Below are 17,976 nucleotides of genomic sequence, written 5' to 3'. Positions count from 1 at the left end.
AATGCCCGTATCGCAAGATACGGGCATTTTTTTGGCCGATATCATTCGGGCTTCAGCCAGTGGCAAACATTGGCAGCGCCAAGTACAACTTGATCACGATGACATTAATGATGTCGATGAAAAACGCTCCCACCATCGGCACCACCAGGAACGCAATCTGCGAAGCGCCGTAGCGCTGGGTCACCGCTTGCATATTGGCAATGGCCGTCGGAGTGGCACCCAGGCCGAAACCACAGTGCCCAGCCGCCAGTACCGCGGCATCGTAGTTGCGCCCCATCATTCTGAATGTCACGAAAATCGCGAACAACGCCATGACCAGCGCCTGGGCGGCAAGGATGATGAATATCGGCAACGCCAGCGCCGCCAGGTCCCAGAGTTTGAGCGACATCAGTGCAATCGCCAGGAACAACGACAAGCTGACATTTCCCAGCACCGACACCTCCCGCTCGAACACCTGATATACACCAAGCGCGGACAGGCCGTTGCGCAACACGACGCCGACGAACAAGACACAGACGAAGGTCGGCAGCTCGAATGCAGTGTCATGAAGCCAGCCATTGAGCAAAGTGCCTGCCAGCAGGCTGACCGCGATCAGCGCCAGGGTCTCGATGAACGAAAACGGGGTGATCGAGCGCTCCTTGTTCGGTTGCTCAAAGCCCTTCGGTAGCCAGGGTTTCTCAGGCTCAGGGCGGGGTTTCGGGGCACGCTTGATCAACACCCGGGCGACGGGTCCGCCAATCAGGCCGCCCAGTACCAGGCCGAACGTCGCTGAGGCCATCGCCAGCTCCGAGGCAGAGGCCAACCCGAACTTCTCGCTGAACATCGTTCCCCAGGCAGCACCGGTCCCGTGCCCACCCGCCAAGGTGATCGACCCCGTCAGCAAACCCATCAGCGGGTCGAGCCCCAACGTCGTGGCGAGCCCGATGCCCAATGCGTTCTGGACCACCAGAAGCCCGGTCACTGCCAACAGGAAGATCCCCACGACACGCCCGCCTTTTCTCAGGCTGGCGAAGTCTGCGCTCAACCCGATGGTGGCAAAGAAAGCCAACATCAAAGGCGTCTGCAATGAAGTATCGAACCGTACTTCAATATCAAGAAACCGCAGTATCAAGAGCACCAGAGCAACTACGAGACCGCCCGCGACAGGCTCGGGAATATTATAGGCACGCAAAAAACCGACACGTGCGACGAGTCCGCGACCCAGCAGAAGTACTAGAGAGGCGGCAACCAGTGTTCCATAGAAATCGAGTTGAACCATTGAGTTTATTCTTGAGCTGAATATTCAGAGGGAACCTGTTTACCTGGGCCCGTCTCTTGAATAGATTGATTTAACGCGAATTGCGCTCGAGATCCGAGGGCCTTCAATGGCCGGGATACGTCGATAGATTTCTTGGTGAACAAGACTGTGGGGAACCTTAGCAATCGATAAAGGTTATTGCCAAGGACATAAATAGGGACAGGTGCTTTTAGTTGTGACTGAAAATGTAAGATGGTTTTAACAATTAGGTGACTTGCATATATGGGTACGATTTACAAGTCGGACAATTCTGATTTAGTTGGTGTGAATATCCGTTTTCCAATAACTTTCGGAGAGCCAGAATGCCGCCCAGTCAAAAATAACCAAAAACGTAGGAGCGCCTGTTTGTAGATAGATTCCTATCGCGAACGGGTTCGCTCCCACATGTGATCTTCGGTAGGTACAATTTTTTTCGAGAGAAAACGAATGTGGGAGCAAGCACGCTCCCACAGGTCCGTTACTTGACCAGCCGCCAGGTAAACGGGTACCGATACGCCTGCCCCTCATTGGCCTTGACCCCGCCAATGATGGTCAAGACCAACGCACCGATCGCAATCAACCCGAACAGAAAGAAGCCAATCACCACGACCATCAGCAACAGACTGATCGCCGAAGCAATCGCCACAGTAATCTGAAAGTTCAGGGCTTCCTTGCCCTGGGCATCGATAAACGGATCGGACTCACGCTTGAGCTGCCAGAGCACCAGTGGCCCGATCAGCGTACCGAACGGAATCCAGATCCCCAGCAAGGCGGACAGGTGACAAAACATCGCCCATTGACGCGCCTCTTTGCTCGGCTGGGGCAGCAGGATTTGTTCATCACTCATGACATTCTCCTTGTCCGGAATAATCGATCAGTCAGCCAATGCGGCCTTTTGCAGTTCGAAGATCTCGCTCATGCCTTTCTTCGCCAATTCCAGCATAGCGTTCAATTCTTCCGGCTGGAACGGCGCGCCCTCGGCGGTGCCCTGTACTTCGATGAAGCCGCCGGCGCTGGTCATGACCACGTTCAGGTCGGTCTCGGCCGCGGAGTCTTCCAGATAGTCCAGGTCCAGCACTGGCTCGCCCTGGTACATGCCCACGGAGACTGCACCGATCATCTGCTTGAGCGGATCGCCACCCTTGAGGCCGCCACGCTTCTTGATCACTTTCAAGGCGTCGACCAGCGCGACCATGGCACCAGTGATAGACGCGGTGCGGGTACCGCCATCGGCCTGGATCACGTCGCAATCGACGTAAAGGGTCACATCGCCCAGCTTGGACATGTCCAGTGCCGCACGCAGCGAGCGACCGATCAGGCGCTGAATTTCCAGGGTGCGACCGCCCTGCTTGCCACGGCTGGCTTCACGCTGGTTCCGCTCGCCGGTGGCCCGCGGCAGCATGCCGTACTCGGCCGTCAACCAACCCTGGCCCTGGCCCTTGAGGAACCGCGGCACGCCGTTTTCGACGCTGACGGTGCAGATGACCTTGGTATCACCGAATTCGACCAGTACAGATCCCTCGGCGTGTTTGGTGTAGTTGCGGGTAATGCGGATCGAGCGGAGCTGATCGGCAGCGCGACCACTTGGACGTTTCATAGGGAACACCTGTACTGAGGACGGAAAACTGCCGGCATTATAAAGCCGTGAACCGCCATAAGGCAGTTTAAACGTCGCGCAGTTCAAAAAACCGCGGCGCTCCGGGCCGCGCAACGGCCCGGCCGACGGGCTGTAGCGCTTTGTCGCATGCACGGTTTGGGAGCATGGGGTTCACTGCGCTACAATCCTGCGCCTTTGCGGCCCTTGGGCTTTTATTCACAGATACCAGGTCGTGACAGGCCTGCATTGCGAGGAACCTCCATGGTGCACAGCATGACTGCCTTCGCCCGCGTCGAGAAGGCCGGGCCCCAGGGCACGCTGAGCTGGGAACTGCGCTCGGTCAACAGCCGCTACCTGGAGCCGCACCTGCGCCTGCCGGAGTCCTTTCGCGACCTGGAAGGCGGCGTACGCGAAGCGCTGCGCCAGGGCCTGTCCAGGGGCAAACTGGAATGCACCCTGCGCTTTACCGAAGAAAGCACCGGTAAAACCTTGCAGGTGGATCGAGAACGGGCCGCGCAACTGGTTGCCGCCGCCGAAACCGTTGCCAGCCTGATCAACAATCCCGCCGCCCTGAATCCGCTGGAAGTGCTGGCCTGGCCCGGCGTGCTGGTGGGTGACGCGAGCGACCCGCAGGCGCTGAACGCCGAGGCCCTGGCGCTGTTCAACCAAGGCCTGAAGGAGCTCAAGGCCGGGCGTGAGCGTGAAGGCGCGGAACTGGCCCGGTTGATCAACGAACGTCTGACCTCCATCGAAGAGGACGTCGCCACCCTGCGCGAACTGGTCCCGCAGATGCTTGCCACCCAGCGCCAGAAAGTCCTCGACCGCTTTGCCGACATGAAGGCCGAGCTGGACCCGCAGCGCCTGGAACAGGAAATGGTCATGCTCGCGCAAAAAAGCGACGTGGCTGAAGAGCTGGATCGCCTGAGCACCCACATCATCGAAGTTCGCCGGGTGCTCAAGTCCGGCGGTGCGGCCGGTCGCCGCCTCGACTTCCTGATGCAGGAGCTCAACCGCGAAGCCAACACACTGGGCTCCAAGGCCTTCGACCCGCGCAGCACCCAGGCGGCGGTCAACCTCAAGGTGTTGATCGAGCAGATGCGCGAACAAGTGCAGAACATTGAGTAAGGCTAACCCGACATGACCCACAGCACCGGCACTCTCTACATCATTTCCGCGCCCTCGGGCGCCGGCAAGACCAGCCTGGTCAAGGCCCTGATCGACGCCGAGCCGCAGATTCGCGTCTCGGTCTCGCACACCACCCGCGCCATGCGTCCCGGTGAAGTGGACGGCGTGAACTACCACTTCGTCGACCGCGAAGAGTTCGTGAAGATGGCCGAACACGGCGACTTCCTGGAGCGCGCCGAAGTCTTCGGCAACCTGTACGGCACCTCGCAAAGCTACCTGCAGCAGACCCTGGACGAAGGCCACGACCTGATCCTGGAAATCGACTGGCAAGGCGCCGAGCAGGTGCGCAAGCTGATGCCCCAGGCCCGCTCGATCTTTATCCTGCCACCGAGCCAGCAGGCCCTGCGCCAGCGCCTGACCAACCGTGGCCAGGACAGCGACGAGATCATCGACGGCCGGATGCGCGAAGCGGTCAGCGAAATGAGCCACTACGTGGACTACGATTACCTGATCATCAACGACGATTTCGCCCATGCGCTGGACGACCTCAAGGCGATTTTCCGCGCCAACCAGCTGCAACAGAAACGCCAGCAGCAACGTTTCGGTAAATTATTGGCCGAACTGCTGGGCTGAACAGCCCTTCCCAAAACCGTTGCGACGGCTTTACATTGGTACTCGCAGCGCGCCGAGGGGCTTGCTCAAAAAATCAGCGCTTCCCTAAACGCTGGTGTTTTTTTAAACTGTCGAGTCCGCTCGCCCAACCGGGCAGCGCGCATATTGCATTCGCTCCGAGGAATACCATGGCCCGCGTAACCGTTGAAGACTGCCTAGAACACGTGGAAAACCGCTTTGAGCTGGTCATGCTCTCTACCAAGCGTGCCCGTCAACTGGCCACCGGCGGCAAAGAGCCATTGGTCCAGTGGGAAAACGACAAGCCTACCGTAGTAGCGCTGCGTGAAATCGCCGAGGGCCTGATGAGCTACGAGTTCATCGCCAACGCTGAAATCGTCGAGGACGAACCGCTGTTCGCAGCGTTCGAGGACGAGTCCAACGAGGCGGTCTAAGCCTATGCCTGGTCGACGTAGCACGGCGCGGGGTCACAGCAGACGGCAGGAGTCATCATGCCGAGCATAGACGCCCTCGCCGATCGCTTATCGGCCTACCTCGGCACGGACCAGGTCAATCTGGTCCGCCGAGCATATTTCTACGCCGAACAAGCCCACGACGGCCAACGCCGCCGCAGCGGCGAGGCGTACGTCACGCACCCGCTTGCGGTGGCGAACATTCTTGCCGACATGCACATGGACCATCAGAGCCTGATGGCGGCCATGCTCCATGACGTGATCGAAGACACCGGCATCGCCAAGGAAGCACTGCAAGCGCAGTTCGGCGAAACCGTGGCCGAACTGGTCGACGGGGTCAGCAAACTGACCCAGATGAACTTCGAGACCAAGGCCGAGGCCCAGGCCGAAAACTTCCAGAAAATGGCAATGGCCATGGCGCGCGACATCCGGGTGATCCTGGTCAAGCTCGCCGACCGCCTGCATAACATGCGCACCCTGGAAGTGCTGTCCGGCGAAAAACGCCGGCGCATCGCCAAGGAAACCCTGGAAATCTACGCGCCCATCGCCAACCGCCTGGGCATGCATGCGATCCGCATCGAGTTCGAAGACCTCGGCTTCAAGGCCATGCACCCGATGCGGTCGGCGCGCATCAACCAGGCTGTCAAGCGCGCCCGGGGCAACCGCAAGGAAATCGTCAACAAGATCGAAGAGTCGCTGAGCCACTGCCTGGCTATCGACGGCATCGAAGGCGAGGTCAGCGGCCGGCAGAAGCACCTCTACGGCATCTACAAGAAAATGCGCGGCAAGCGTCGGGCCTTCAACGAGATCATGGACGTCTACGCGTTCCGTATCATCGTCGACAAGGTCGATACCTGCTACCGCGTGCTGGGCGCCGTGCATAATTTGTACAAACCGTTGCCGGGCCGCTTCAAGGACTACATCGCGATCCCCAAGGCCAACGGCTACCAGTCGCTGCACACCACGCTGTTCGGCATGCACGGCGTACCGATCGAGATCCAGATCCGCACCCGCGAAATGGAAGAGATGGCCAACAACGGCATCGCCGCCCACTGGCTCTACAAATCCAGCGGCGACGAACAACCCAAGAGCACTCATGCCCGGGCCCGACAGTGGGTCAAGGGTGTGCTGGAAATGCAGCAACGCGCCGGCAACTCCCTGGAATTCATCGAAAGCGTGAAAATCGACCTGTTCCCGGACGAGGTCTATGTCTTCACGCCCAAGGGCCGGATCATGGAGCTGCCCAAAGGCTCCACGGCGGTGGACTTCGCCTACGCGGTCCACACCGACGTCGGCAACAGCTGCATCGCCTGCCGGATCAACCGGCGCCTGGCACCGTTGTCCGAGCCACTGCAAAGCGGTTCCACGGTGGAAATCGTCAGCGCACCCGGCGCACGACCGAATCCGGCCTGGCTCAACTTCGTGGTCACCGGCAAGGCGCGCACGCACATTCGCCACGCCCTGAAACTGCAACGCCGGTCCGAATCCATCAGTCTGGGCGAACGCCTGCTGAACAAAGTGCTGAACGGTTTCGACAGCTCGCTGGACAAGATCCCGCCCGAGCGCGTGCAGGCGATGCTCCATGAATACCGCCTCGAACTGGTCGAGGACCTGCTCGAAGACATCGGCCTGGGCAATCGCATGGCCTACGTCGTCGCCCGTCGCCTGCTTGGTGAAGGCGAACAGCTGCCAAGCCCCGAAGGGCCGCTGGCAATCCGTGGCACCGAGGGCCTGGTGCTCAGCTACGCCAAGTGTTGCACGCCGATTCCGGGCGACCCGATTGTCGGTCACCTCTCCGCTGGCAAGGGCATGGTGGTGCACCTGGAAAACTGCCGCAACATCAGCGAAATCCGCCACAACCCGGAAAAATGCATCCAGCTGTCCTGGGCCAAGGATGTCACCGGCGAATTCAATGTCGAGCTGCGGGTCGAGCTGGAGCACCAGCGCGGCCTGATCGCGCTGCTGGCCAGCAGCGTGAACGCCGCCGACGGCAATATCGAGAAAATCAGCATGGACGAACGCGATGGCCGCATCAGCGTCGTCCAACTGGTGGTCAGCGTGCACGACCGCGTGCACCTGGCCCGCGTGATCAAGAAACTGCGCGCCCTGACCGGCGTCATCCGCATCACCCGCATGCGCGCGTAGCCCTTCCACAACAAGGAGTCATACATGACCAGAACCGTCATCAACAGCGACAAGGCCCCGGCTGCCATCGGCACCTATTCCCAGGCGATCAAGGCGGGCAACACCGTGTACATGTCGGGCCAGATCCCGCTGGACCCGAAAACCATGGAGCTGGTCGAAGGCTTCGAAGCCCAGACCGTGCAGGTGTTCGAGAACCTCAAGGCCGTGGCCGAAGCCGCTGGCGGTTCGTTCAAGGACATCGTCAAGCTGAACATCTTCCTTACCGACCTGAGCCACTTCGCCAAGGTCAACGAGATCATGGGTAAATATTTCGAACAGCCGTACCCGGCCCGCGCGGCCATCGGCGTGGCGGCCCTGCCCAAGGGTGCGCAGGTCGAAATGGATGCCATCCTGGTCATCGAGTAACACGCCCGGCGCAGCCTTCCCGCTGCGCCGTTTTCGTTTTGAAAGGATTCCGCCATGCGCAAAGCGCTTGCTCTCTCGCTGCTTGCCCTTTTTCTGAGCGGTTGCGCCAGCGACCCGGCCGATCGTGACATCAGCGGCACCTGGATCAACCAGGCGGCCATCGACGCTGCCGCCAAGGGCGGCCCTCTTCGCGAAGCGCTGCAAGCCTACGGCCCGAACCTGGAGTGGGACATCAACACCCGTGCCGGCCAGGCGCGCTACACCAACGGGTTTGAAAATGTCGAAGGCAAGTTGCTGGGTGAAGAAGACGGGGCGTGGAAGGTCGAGTTCTACGGCAGCTCCGCCAGTGAGCTGAAGCGTGACGGTGATCAGTTGAGCCAGGCCGCCACTGAAAACGAACCGCAGCAATTGTTCGATCGGGCGCAGGTCCAGGTTCCAGAAGGCGCGCCCATCGGCGCCAGCTTCGAGCGGGCGCTGTATGCCGCCTACCTGGGTGGCACCTGGAACATCGTCAACGGCCCCGGCCAAGGCGCCAGCGTGCAGTTCCAGCCCGACGGCCAGGTCAGCGGCCTGCCCGGCGCCGACCGTTACGCACTGTGCCTGGCCGGCGATTGCGCCTCCATGAGCGGCGGTAACGACAACATCTGGCTACAACAGAACGGCCAGGGCAATGCCTGGATCTTCGCCCGCAATGGCAAGACGCTGGAAATCTTCCAGACAGTGAACGCGGCGCTGGCGGATGAAATGCCATCGTTTACGCCGGGTGATCGGCGTTGGGTGTTGGAGAAGCAATAGCCCGAACAGATATCCCTCCTGTGGGAGCGAGCCTGCTCGCGATAGCGTCATTCCGGCCAACGGAGATGTTGGATGGAGGGCCTCATCGCGAGCAGGCTCGCTCCCACAAGGGTATGTGGCGTATGGAAAATCAGCAGCGCCCTTCCAGAATCGCCGCATACCCTTCGCGAAAGCTCGGATAACGCGGCGTCCAGCCCAAGGCCTTGGCTCGGGCGTTGCTGCAGCGCTTGCTGCCGGCGCGGCGCACGCTGGCGTCTTCGGCCCACTCGGTAACACCCATGTACTCGCGCAGCCAGCCCACCACCTCGGCCAGTGGCGCAGGGGCGTCGTCGACGCCGAGGTAGCAATCGTCCAGCGCATTGCCCTGTCGATCCGCTTCCAGCAGAAACGCCAGCAGCCCAGCCGCGTCGTCGGCATGAATGCGATTGGCGTAGAGCGGCGGATCGATCACCACGCGATAGCCCTGGCGCACCTGACTCAGCAACCATTCGCGGCCCGGACCATAGATGCCGGTCAGACGCACGCGGCTGGCCGGGATGCCGCTGTCGAGCGCAACCTGCTCGGCTTCGAGCATCAACCGACCGGAGTAACCGCTGGCTTCAGTGGGCGAAGTCTCATCGACCCACTCGCCCTTCTGCTGCCCGTACACGCTGCTGCTGGAGACAAACAACAAACGCTTGGGCTGCTGTCCATGCTGCTTCAACCAGCCCAGCACATGCTGCAAACCTTCGACATAGGCCTGGCGATAACCCGCCTCGTCATGATCGGTGGCAGCAGCGCTGTAGACCAGATAATCCAGCGGCCCGGTCGGCCAGTCGGCTGGACACTGCTCACTGAACAAATCGCCTGCAACCCCGATGACCCCGGCTGGCAGGTTTGCAACCGTGCGACGCACGCCATACACCTGCCATTGCTCGGCCAATAACTGGCTGGCCAGGCGGCCGCCGATATCACCGCAACCGGCGATCAAAACAGAAGGCGCAGACATCCAAAACTCCTCTGGTAAAGCCCCAGACTAGCCCCCGGAGGGGATGGACGGCTAGCAATGCGAGAAAAAAAGATACTCTATTACTTCTGTTAACAAGAATTACTTGCAATAATGCCCCCCACTTTTGTTCTCGGCCCACGAGGCCTGGAAGAACATCAACTCTCTTTTCCTCTCAGGTCCGGCCAGCATGAAACACTCTCTATCCTCCGCTTCGCCAACCAACCGACCTCGCGCCTGGGGCGCCGCGGCAGCCCTGTTGTTCAGCCTGCTGCTGGTACCTGTCGCTGCGTTCGCCGATGCACAGACGCCCGCAACGACCCCCGCCAGCGCACCGACGGCCACCCAGGCTCCTACCGAAACGGCCGCCCCGGATGCAGCACCGACGGCCAGCGCTCCGGCCCAGGCCGTCGAAGCCACCGCCGCCGACGCGCCTGAAGTGCTCGAGGCCGACAATACCCTCGGCATGGCCCACGACCTGTCCCCTTGGGGCATGTACAAGAACGCCGACGTCGTCGTGAAAGCCGTGATGATCGGCCTGGCCATCGCTTCGATCATCACCTGGACCATCTGGATCGCCAAGGGCTTCGAACTGCTGGGGGCCAAGCGTCGCCTGCGCGGCGAGATCGCCGCCTTGAAAAAGGCTGCCACCCTCAAGGAAGCCAGCGCCAGTGCGGCGAAGGAAGGCACCCTCGCCAACCTGCTGGTGCATGACGCCCTCGAAGAGATGCGCCTATCGGCCAATAGCCGCGAAAAGGAAGGCATCAAGGAGCGCGTGAGTTTCCGCCTTGAGCGCCTGGTCGCCGCCTGCGGTCGCAACATGAGCAGCGGCACCGGCGTGCTCGCCACCATCGGTTCCACCGCGCCGTTCGTTGGCCTGTTCGGCACCGTATGGGGCATCATGAACAGCTTCATCGGCATCGCCAAGACTCAAACCACCAACCTCGCCGTCGTGGCCCCCGGCATCGCTGAAGCGCTGCTGGCGACCGCCCTGGGCCTTGTCGCCGCGATCCCGGCGGTGGTCATCTACAACGTCTTCGCCCGCTCCATCGCCGGCTACAAGGCGCAGGTTTCCGACGCCTCGGCCGAAGTGCTGCTGCTGGTCAGCCGCGACCTCGACCACCTGCCGCCCGAACGCGGCTCGCAACCGCACATGGTGAAAGTGGGGTAATCGGCCATGGGCCTGCATTTGAAAGAAGGCGCAGACGACGATCTGGCCGAGAACCACGAAATCAACGTCACACCGTTCATTGATGTGATGCTGGTGCTGTTGATCATCTTCATGGTCGCGGCTCCGCTCGCCACCGTGGACATCAAGGTCGACCTCCCCGCTTCGACGGCCAAGCCCTCGCCACGGCCGGAGAAACCGGTGTTCCTCAGCGTCAAGGCTGACCAGCGGCTGTTTTTGGGCGAAGACGAAGTCAAGACCGAGAACCTCGGCGCCGTCCTCGATGCCAAGACCCAGGGCAAGAAGGACACGACGATCTTCTTCCAGGCCGACAAGGGCGTGGACTATGGCGACCTGATGAGCGTGATGGACGCGCTGCGCGGCGCCGGCTACCTGAAGGTCGGCCTGGTCGGACTCGAGACGGCGTCGAAGAAATGATCACGACGCGCCAAAAGCTGACGCGTTACAGCGGTAGCCTGGCCGTGGTGCTGGGCGTGCACGCGCTTGCCATCGCTCTGACGCTGAACTGGACGTCCCGCCCGCCCATCGAGTTGCCGCCCCAGGCAATGATGGTCGAGCTGGCACCGGTTCCCGCCCCGCCACCGCCTGCACCGCCGAAAGTCGTCACCCCACCGCGCCCTCCGGAACCGGTGGAAGAGTTGCCGCTGCCCAAACTCGCCGAAGCGCCGAAGGCTGAAATCGCGGTGCCCAAGCCGGTCAAGCCCAAGCCAAAGCCACAACCGCCCAAGCCCAAGCCGGTGGAAAAAAAGCCGGAGCCGCCGAAGGAACCGCCGTCGGAGCAGAAGCCCGCCGATACCCAACCGACCCAGGCACCGACCGAGAAGTCGGCGCAACCGGCGCCCGGCCCTTCGCCCGCACAAATGGCAGCCAAAGCCAACTGGCAAGGCACGCTGCTGGCGCACCTGGGCAAGTACAAGAAGTACCCGCCCCGGGCCCAGCAGATGAACAAGGAAGGCACCAACCGCCTGCGCTTCGTGGTGGATGCCGAGGGTAACGTGCTGTCGTTCGAATTGGTGGGCAGTTCCGGCACCGATTCCCTGGACCGTGCCACCCTGGAGATGATCCGCCGCGCCCAACCGCTGCCCAAGCCACCGGCCGAGCTGCTGACCAATGGCACTATCGAACTGACGGCACCGTTTGTGTATTCCATCGACAAGCGTCGGCGCTGATCAGAAGACACATTGAACCCTGTGGCGAGGGAGCTTGCTCCCGCTGGGCCGCAAAGCGGCCCCAAAACTGCTGGGCGCGCAGTAGCAGCCAGAGCCAGATCAGGGGCCTGCTACGCAGTCCAGCGGGAGCAAGCTCCCTCGCCACAGTGGGTACATGACAGAGGCATCGAAAGGTAGCTGACTCATATCCGGCAACGACGCTGCCAACATTACCCGGTGTCGCACCGACCCCGCAGTCTGATAACGTGCGTCTATCGATTGCAGCCGGTATGCTTGGCTCGCAACTTCACGGACGCTCGCCATGACCCTCACAGAATTACGCTACATCGTCACCCTCGCCCAAGAGCAGCACTTCGGCCATGCGGCCGAGCGGTGCCACGTCAGCCAGCCGACCTTGTCGGTGGGTGTGAAAAAGCTCGAAGACGAGCTCGGCGTGCTGATTTTCGAGCGCAGCAAAAGTGCCGTGCGCCTGACGCCGGTCGGCGAAGGCATCGTTGCCCAGGCACAGAAAGTCCTGGAGCAAGCCCAAGGCATCCGTGAGCTGGCCCAGGCCGGCAAGAACCAGCTGACCGCCCCGCTGAAAGTCGGCGCGATCTACACCGTCGGCCCGTACCTGTTCCCGCACTTGATTCCGCAACTGCACCGGGTCGCCCCGCAGATGCCGTTGTACATCGAAGAAAACTTTACCCACGTGCTGCGCGACAAACTGCGCAATGGCGAACTGGACGCGATCATCATCGCCCTGCCGTTCAACGAAGCCGACGTGCTGACCCTGCCGCTCTACGACGAACCGTTCTACGTCCTGATGCCGGCCCAGCATCCCTGGACCCAGAAAAAAACCATCGACACCGGCCTGCTCAACGACAAGAGTCTGTTGCTGCTCGGCGAAGGCCACTGTTTCCGTGACCAGGTCCTCGAAGCCTGCCCGACGCTGACCAAGGGCAGCGAAGGCGCCAAGCACACCACGGTGGAATCCAGCTCACTGGAAACCATCCGCCACATGGTCGCCTCGGGCCTGGGCATTTCGATCCTGCCGCTGTCGGCGGTGGACAGCCATCACTACGCACCCGGCGTAATCGAAGTCCGCCCGCTGACGCCGCCGGCGCCGTTCCGCACCGTTGCCATCGCCTGGCGCGCCAGCTTCCCGCGACCCAAGGCCATCGAGATCCTCGCTGACTCGATCCGCCTGTGTTCCGTGGCCAAGCCGCCCGCCGCCAAGTAAGCCGCTGCCATGACTGAGCTGTCGAAGGTGCCGGTCACGGCACTCAAGGGTGTCGGCGAAGCCATGGCCGAAAAACTGGCCAAGGTCGGCCTGGAAAACCTCCAGGACGTGCTGTTCCACTTGCCGCTGCGCTACCAGGATCGCACCCGTGTCGTACCCATCGGTCATCTGCGTCCGGGGCAGGATGCGGTGATCGAAGGCACCGTCAGCGGTGCCGACGTGGTCATGGGCCGCCGCCGCAGCCTCGTAGTGCGCTTGCAGGACGGCACCGGCGGGCTCAGCCTGCGCTTCTATCATTTCAGCAATGCGCAAAAGGAAGGCCTCAAGCGCGGCACTCGTGTGCGTTGCTACGGCGAGGCGCGACCCGGTGCGTCGGGATTGGAGATCTACCACCCGGAATACCGCGCCATCACTGGCGACGAACCGCCGCCGGTGGATGAAACCCTGACCCCGGTCTATCCGCTCACCGAGGGCCTGACCCAGCAGCGCCTGCGTCAGCTGTGCATGCAGACCCTGACCCTGCTCGGCCCCACCAGCCTGCCCGACTGGCTGCCCACCGAACTGGCCCGGGACTATCAACTGGCGCCGCTGGCCGACGCGATCCGCTACCTGCACAACCCGCCGGCGGATGCCGATATCGACGAACTCGCCCTGGGTCATCACTGGGCCCAGCATCGCCTGGCCTTTGAAGAACTGCTGACCCATCAACTGTCCCAGCAACGCTTGCGCGAAAGCCTGCGCTCGTTGCGCGCCCCGGCCATGCCCAAGGCCCGGGAGCTGCCGGCGCGCTACCTGGCCAACCTGGGCTTTACTCCAACGGGCGCCCAGCAGCGGGTCGGCAACGAAATCGCCTACGACCTGAGCCAGCCCGAACCCATGTTGCGGCTGATCCAGGGCGACGTCGGCGCCGGCAAGACCGTGGTCGCCGCCCTCGCCGCGCTCCAGGCTCTGGAAGCCGGTTATCAAGTGGCGTTGATGGCGCCCACGGAGATTCTGGCCGAGCAGCACTTCATCACCTTCCAGCGCTGGCTCGAACCGCTGGGCATCGAAGTCGCCTGGCTGGCCGGCAAGCTGAAGGGCAAGAACCGTGCGGCGGCCCTGGCGCAGATCGCCGACGGCGCGCCGATGGTGGTCGGCACCCACGCGTTGTTCCAGGACGAAGTGCAGTTCAAGAACCTGGCGCTGGTGATCATCGACGAACAACACCGCTTCGGCGTGCAACAGCGCCTGGCCCTGCGCCAGAAGGGCGTCGGTGGGCGGATGTGCCCCCATCAACTGATCATGACCGCCACGCCGATCCCGCGGACCCTGGCGATGAGCGCCTACGCCGACCTCGACACCTCGATCCTCGACGAACTGCCTCCCGGCCGCACGCCGGTCAATACCGTGCTGGTCACCGATACCCGACGGGTGGAAGTGATCGAGCGCGTGCGCAGCGCCTGTGCCGAGGGTCGGCAGGCCTATTGGGTGTGTACGCTGATCGAAGAATCGGAAGAACTGACCTGCCAGGCGGCCGAAACCACCTTCGAGGACCTCACCGCCGCCCTCGGCGAGTTGAAGGTCGGGTTGATCCACGGCCGCATGAAGCCCGCCGAGAAAGCCGCGGTGATGGCTGAGTTCAAGGCCGGCGCCCTGCAACTGCTGGTCGCCACCACCGTGATCGAGGTCGGCGTCGACGTGCCCAACGCCAGCCTGATGATCATCGAGAACCCCGAGCGCCTGGGCCTGGCGCAGTTGCACCAGTTGCGCGGGCGAGTCGGCCGGGGCAGCGCCGCTAGCCATTGCGTGCTGCTGTATCACCCGCCACTGTCGCAAATCGGTCGCCAACGGCTGGGCATCATGCGTGAAACCAACGATGGCTTCGTCATCGCCGAAAAAGACCTCGAATTGCGCGGTCCGGGTGAAATGCTCGGCACTCGGCAGACCGGTCTGCTTCAATTCAAGGTAGCCGACCTGATGCGCGACGCCGATCTGCTCCCCGCCGTGCGCGACGCCGCCCAGGCGCTGCTGGAACGCTGGCCCGATCACGTCAGCCCGCTGCTGGATCGCTGGCTGCGTCATGGGCAGCAATACGGCCAAGTGTGAGCACGCGCTCAGTTTTCAGGACCCGCGTGCCGGACAAGCTGGTTATACTGACCAACTTGTAGGAAAACGGATACAGACCATGACAGAAGCTGCCCTCGCCCCCGAAATCCCGCACGCTCCGTCTGTAATTCGGCTGCTGCTCGAGAAATTAGGCATCGGCTTTGACGAAGTGCTCGAACGCCCCGGCCTGAACCCGGCCCGCAAGGTGCAGGCGGTTCTGCTGCACGACGCCGTCGGCGCGCTCATGGTGCTGTTTCCGCAAAGCCAGCTGCTGGACCTCAACCGCCTGGCCGAACTCACCGGGCGCAAACTCACGGCGGTGCCCACCGAACGCCTGGAACGCATGCTCGGTAAACACAGCCTGAGCCTGCTGCCCGGCCTGCCGGCACTGACCAGCTCGCCCTGCCTGTACGAAGAAAGCCTGCTGCGCGAACCGAAGCTGCTGATCAACTCCGGCGAGCCGGGGCTGTTGCTGGAAGTCACCAGCGAAGCCTTCAAGACCATGCTCACCAAGGCCAGCGCCGCCACCTTCGGCGAAGCCGTGAGCAACATCACCCCCAACCTCGACCGTCCGCACGACGACCGCGCGGAAATCACCCAGGCGGTGCAGGCCTTCACGGCGCGCCGCATCCAGCAGCGCCTGGAAGAAACCATCGAGATCCCGCCGCTGGCCGAAACGGCGCAGAAAATCATTAAGCTGCGGGTCGATCCGGACGCAACCATCGATGACATCACCGGCGTGGTGGAAACCGACCCGGCCCTGGCCGCGCAAGTGGTGAGCTGGGCGGCGTCGCCGTACTACGCATCGCCGGGCAAGATTCGCTCGGTGGAAGACGCCATCGTCCGGGTGCTGGGCTTCGACCTGGTGATCAACCTGGCGCTGGGCCTGGCCCTGGGCAAGACACTGAGCCTGCCCAAGGACCACCCGCAACACACCACGCCGTACTGGCAGCAGTCGATCTACACCGCCGCCGTCATCGAAGGCCTGACCCGTGCCATGCCGCGCGCCCAGCGCCCTGAAGGCGGCCTGACCTACCTCTCCGGCCTGCTGCACAACTTCGGCTACCTGCTGCTGGCCCACGTGTTCCCGCCGCACTTCTCATTGATGTGCCGGCACCTGGAGGTCAACCCTCACCTGTGCCACAGCTACGTGGAACAGCACCTGCTGGGTATCAGTCGCGAGCAGATCGGCTCCTGGCTGATGCGCTACTGGGACATGCCCGACGAACTGGCCACCGCCCTGCGCTTCCAGCATGACCCGCACTACGACGGCGAATACGCCGCCTACCCGAACCTGGTGTGCCTGGCCGTGCGCCTGCTCCGGGCGCGCAGCATCGGCTCGGGCCCGGACGAGGAAATCCCCGATGCGTTGCTCGAACGTGTGGGTTTGACGCGGGAAAAGGCCAACGATGTCGTCAGCAAGGTGCTGGAGGCTGAGGTGTTGCTGCGGGAACTGGCTTCGCAGTTCCATAGCTGAAAGCTGCGCCTGGCCCAACCTGACGACTGAAGGCGACTGAGCTTCTGTGGCGAGGGAGCTTGCTCCCGCTCGGCTGCCCAGCAGTCGTAAACCCGCCGACACACAATTGCGGGAAGATCACACAAGCCCATTTGGGGCGGCTGCGCCACCCAGCGGGAGCAAGCTCCCTCGCCACGGGGGTAGTCGCTAGGCTTTCGGTTTCTTCGGCTTCAAATACCGGGTCAATCCCTGAAACCAGATCACCAACGCCGGGTTGCCCTTGATCTGGATCGACTTGTCCTGGATCCCCGTCATGAACGCCAACTGCTTGTTCTTGGCCTGCATCGTCGCAAAACCATAGGCCGCGTCCTTGAACGCGATGGCGAACGCCGGGGTCGGATAAGTGCCGGACTGGCTAGTGATGCGCTGATCCTTGACGATGAAATGCCGCGCGACCTTGCCGTCCAGTGTTTGCAGCTGAAACACCAACTCCTTGTCGCCCAACTGTTGCTGGAACGCCGGATTGGTCCGGCTGGCCTTGCCCATCAACAGCCCCAGCATCCACAACAGAAAACGAAATTTCATCGACAGCGCCTCGAGGAGAAAGATGAATGCAGGCGCAGTTTAACGATTCTTTGACGGAACGCCATCATCGGATCTTATTGGAAGAAGATGAATAGGTTTTCTTGCATGATGACCGCTAAGTCACGAAATTAAACGCATGGAAACATCACCGGGACCGAGGAGAAATCATCCGGTAATAGTGACAGTCTGGCTGACGTGATCGCGAGCAGGCTCGCTCCCACTGGGGATCAGGGTCGATCCCTAATTCAGCGCCACACAACCTCACCGTGGCGAGGGAGCTTGCTCCCGCTGGCCTGCGAAGCAGGCCCCTGCATTTTTCCAGACAGACCGCATGCGCCGGTTTTACGACTGCTACGCAGCCGAGCGGGAGCAAGCTCCCTCGCCACGGGTTTGGGGGTGTCTGGGCTGGCGCCTTCGCGAGCAAGCCCGCTCCCACAATTGGATTGAGATACAGCCGCGAGAAGCCAGGTCGGCCGTTAGGCCGCCTCGCTTTTGCTTTGGCTTTTGATCTTGGAGCCCCGTTAACCACGAAGGCCGAACGCAGGCATTGCGCAGTGGGCATCCCGGCATGGATGCCGGGATAGCCGCGCTGGGCCATGGATGGCCCTTCGCGGCGGGCCCATGGAGCAATGCCGGAGTGAGGGCATGCCGAGCCCAGGCGAGGCACCGAGTGGTGGGGCCAAGCGTTCTTTGCTTACTTTCTTTGGCGTCTGAAAGAAAGTAAGTCGCCGTCAGGGCGAAACCGCCAGCCGCCGTGACCGCAGCAATGGATATGTACCCGGTCAACAAAACCGCGACCGACAATCAGACCGCCATCGCGAGCAGGCTCGCTCCCACAGGGTTTATGCCGTGATCAAATG

The 17,976-nt window shown here is 62.1% G+C and carries 17 protein-coding genes; 12 read left to right on the top strand and 5 right to left on the bottom strand.

Annotated elements, in window-relative coordinates; all coding sequences use genetic code 11:
- Positions 1-52: 52 nt before the first annotated feature.
- The 3 genes from gltS to rph form a co-directional block, all read right to left on the bottom strand.
- Positions 53-1,258 (bottom strand): sodium/glutamate symporter, encoded by a 1,206-nt coding sequence (gene gltS / locus ACLEJR_RS05130; protein ID WP_440812571.1) that lies wholly within the window; start codon positions 1,256-1,258, stop codon positions 53-55.
- Between the two features lie 496 nt (positions 1,259-1,754).
- The gene (locus ACLEJR_RS05125) at positions 1,755-2,123 is read right to left on the bottom strand and encodes a DUF4870 domain-containing protein (RefSeq protein WP_245139844.1); all 369 of its coding nucleotides are present in this window, start codon (positions 2,121-2,123) and stop codon (positions 1,755-1,757) included.
- Between the two features lie 27 nt (positions 2,124-2,150).
- Positions 2,151-2,873: a ribonuclease PH gene (rph, locus tag ACLEJR_RS05120; protein ID WP_024780256.1), complete on the bottom strand. Its 723-nt coding sequence runs from the start codon at positions 2,871-2,873 to the stop codon at positions 2,151-2,153.
- A 261-nt stretch (positions 2,874-3,134) separates the two neighbouring features.
- On the opposite strand from rph, the gene ACLEJR_RS05115 reads away from it, so the two are divergent.
- The 6 genes from ACLEJR_RS05115 to ACLEJR_RS05090 all read left to right on the top strand — a co-directional run bounded on the left by ACLEJR_RS05115 (position 3,135) and on the right by ACLEJR_RS05090 (position 8,425).
- Complete coding sequence (locus ACLEJR_RS05115; protein WP_440796149.1) at positions 3,135-3,998, top strand: YicC/YloC family endoribonuclease; 864 nt, start codon at positions 3,135-3,137, stop codon at positions 3,996-3,998.
- Between the two features lie 12 nt (positions 3,999-4,010).
- Positions 4,011-4,631, top strand: a complete 621-nt coding sequence (gene gmk / locus ACLEJR_RS05110; RefSeq protein ID WP_440796151.1) for a guanylate kinase — start codon at positions 4,011-4,013, stop codon at positions 4,629-4,631.
- Positions 4,632-4,798: 167 nt separating this feature from the next.
- Positions 4,799-5,062 carry a DNA-directed RNA polymerase subunit omega gene (gene rpoZ, locus ACLEJR_RS05105; RefSeq protein WP_003177259.1) on the top strand — a complete coding sequence of 88 codons (264 nt, stop codon included), beginning with the start codon at positions 4,799-4,801 and terminating at the stop codon, positions 5,060-5,062.
- 57 nt (positions 5,063-5,119) lie between these two features.
- A complete protein-coding gene (gene spoT, locus ACLEJR_RS05100) occupies positions 5,120-7,225 on the top strand; it encodes a bifunctional GTP diphosphokinase/guanosine-3',5'-bis pyrophosphate 3'-pyrophosphohydrolase (protein ID WP_440812569.1) in 2,106 nt (701 codons plus the stop codon).
- A gap of 24 nt (positions 7,226-7,249) precedes the next feature.
- The gene (locus ACLEJR_RS05095; RefSeq protein ID WP_440796155.1) at positions 7,250-7,630 is read left to right on the top strand and encodes a RidA family protein; all 381 of its coding nucleotides are present in this window, start codon (positions 7,250-7,252) and stop codon (positions 7,628-7,630) included.
- A 54-nt stretch (positions 7,631-7,684) separates the two neighbouring features.
- Positions 7,685-8,425, top strand: coding sequence for a hypothetical protein (locus ACLEJR_RS05090; RefSeq protein ID WP_440796157.1), 741 nt, complete (start codon positions 7,685-7,687; stop codon positions 8,423-8,425).
- Between the two features lie 130 nt (positions 8,426-8,555).
- On the opposite strand, the gene ACLEJR_RS05085 is transcribed toward ACLEJR_RS05090, so the two are convergent.
- The gene (locus ACLEJR_RS05085; RefSeq protein ID WP_440812567.1) at positions 8,556-9,413 is read right to left on the bottom strand and encodes an SDR family oxidoreductase; all 858 of its coding nucleotides are present in this window, start codon (positions 9,411-9,413) and stop codon (positions 8,556-8,558) included.
- 187 nt (positions 9,414-9,600) lie between these two features.
- On the opposite strand from ACLEJR_RS05085, the gene exbB reads away from it, so the two are divergent.
- The 6 genes from exbB (at position 9,601) to ACLEJR_RS05055 (ending at position 16,552) form a co-directional block, all read left to right on the top strand.
- Positions 9,601-10,581 (top strand): tonB-system energizer ExbB, encoded by a 981-nt coding sequence (exbB, locus tag ACLEJR_RS05080; protein ID WP_440796161.1) that lies wholly within the window; start codon positions 9,601-9,603, stop codon positions 10,579-10,581.
- 6 nt (positions 10,582-10,587) lie between these two features.
- Positions 10,588-11,016, top strand: a complete 429-nt coding sequence (gene exbD / locus ACLEJR_RS05075) for a TonB system transport protein ExbD (protein WP_440796163.1) — start codon at positions 10,588-10,590, stop codon at positions 11,014-11,016.
- A complete protein-coding gene (locus ACLEJR_RS05070; protein ID WP_440796165.1) occupies positions 11,013-11,768 on the top strand; it encodes an energy transducer TonB in 756 nt (251 codons plus the stop codon). The genes exbD and ACLEJR_RS05070 overlap by 4 nt, the downstream gene beginning before the upstream one ends.
- A 301-nt stretch (positions 11,769-12,069) precedes the next feature.
- Positions 12,070-12,990: a LysR substrate-binding domain-containing protein gene (locus ACLEJR_RS05065; RefSeq protein ID WP_440796167.1), complete on the top strand. Its 921-nt coding sequence runs from the start codon at positions 12,070-12,072 to the stop codon at positions 12,988-12,990.
- Between the two features lie 9 nt (positions 12,991-12,999).
- Positions 13,000-15,075 (top strand): ATP-dependent DNA helicase RecG, encoded by a 2,076-nt coding sequence (gene recG, locus ACLEJR_RS05060; RefSeq protein WP_440812565.1) that lies wholly within the window; start codon positions 13,000-13,002, stop codon positions 15,073-15,075.
- Positions 15,076-15,154: 79 nt separating this feature from the next.
- Positions 15,155-16,552: an HDOD domain-containing protein gene (locus ACLEJR_RS05055; protein WP_440796171.1), complete on the top strand. Its 1,398-nt coding sequence runs from the start codon at positions 15,155-15,157 to the stop codon at positions 16,550-16,552.
- A 186-nt stretch (positions 16,553-16,738) separates the two neighbouring features.
- Here the strand turns inward: ACLEJR_RS05055 and ACLEJR_RS05050 are convergent, their stop codons facing one another.
- Complete coding sequence (locus tag ACLEJR_RS05050; RefSeq protein ID WP_440812562.1) at positions 16,739-17,116, bottom strand: helicase; 378 nt, start codon at positions 17,114-17,116, stop codon at positions 16,739-16,741.
- Between the last annotated feature and the right edge of the window lie 860 nt (positions 17,117-17,976).

This window comes from Pseudomonas sp. SMN5, from assembly GCF_052041925.1.
Lineage (GTDB): Bacteria > Pseudomonadota > Gammaproteobacteria > Pseudomonadales > Pseudomonadaceae > Aquipseudomonas.
The sequence above is the reverse complement of the archived record's forward strand: the minus strand, read 5'-3'. Positions and strand labels throughout refer to the sequence as shown.

Coding starts and splice junctions, on each gene's coding strand:
- gltS (WP_440812571.1), bottom strand. CDS start 1,258: ATGGTTCAACTCGATTTCTATGGAACACTGGTTGCCGCCTCTCTAGTA.
- ACLEJR_RS05125 (WP_245139844.1), bottom strand. CDS start 2,123: ATGAGTGATGAACAAATCCTGCTGCCCCAGCCGAGCAAAGAGGCGCGT.
- rph (WP_024780256.1), bottom strand. CDS start 2,873: ATGAAACGTCCAAGTGGTCGCGCTGCCGATCAGCTCCGCTCGATCCGC.
- ACLEJR_RS05115 (WP_440796149.1), top strand. CDS start 3,135: ATGGTGCACAGCATGACTGCCTTCGCCCGCGTCGAGAAGGCCGGGCCC.
- gmk (WP_440796151.1), top strand. CDS start 4,011: ATGACCCACAGCACCGGCACTCTCTACATCATTTCCGCGCCCTCGGGC.
- rpoZ (WP_003177259.1), top strand. CDS start 4,799: ATGGCCCGCGTAACCGTTGAAGACTGCCTAGAACACGTGGAAAACCGC.
- spoT (WP_440812569.1), top strand. CDS start 5,120: ATGCCGAGCATAGACGCCCTCGCCGATCGCTTATCGGCCTACCTCGGC.
- ACLEJR_RS05095 (WP_440796155.1), top strand. CDS start 7,250: ATGACCAGAACCGTCATCAACAGCGACAAGGCCCCGGCTGCCATCGGC.
- ACLEJR_RS05090 (WP_440796157.1), top strand. CDS start 7,685: ATGCGCAAAGCGCTTGCTCTCTCGCTGCTTGCCCTTTTTCTGAGCGGT.
- ACLEJR_RS05085 (WP_440812567.1), bottom strand. CDS start 9,413: ATGTCTGCGCCTTCTGTTTTGATCGCCGGTTGCGGTGATATCGGCGGC.
- exbB (WP_440796161.1), top strand. CDS start 9,601: ATGAAACACTCTCTATCCTCCGCTTCGCCAACCAACCGACCTCGCGCC.
- exbD (WP_440796163.1), top strand. CDS start 10,588: ATGGGCCTGCATTTGAAAGAAGGCGCAGACGACGATCTGGCCGAGAAC.
- ACLEJR_RS05070 (WP_440796165.1), top strand. CDS start 11,013: ATGATCACGACGCGCCAAAAGCTGACGCGTTACAGCGGTAGCCTGGCC.
- ACLEJR_RS05065 (WP_440796167.1), top strand. CDS start 12,070: ATGACCCTCACAGAATTACGCTACATCGTCACCCTCGCCCAAGAGCAG.
- recG (WP_440812565.1), top strand. CDS start 13,000: ATGACTGAGCTGTCGAAGGTGCCGGTCACGGCACTCAAGGGTGTCGGC.
- ACLEJR_RS05055 (WP_440796171.1), top strand. CDS start 15,155: ATGACAGAAGCTGCCCTCGCCCCCGAAATCCCGCACGCTCCGTCTGTA.
- ACLEJR_RS05050 (WP_440812562.1), bottom strand. CDS start 17,116: ATGAAATTTCGTTTTCTGTTGTGGATGCTGGGGCTGTTGATGGGCAAG.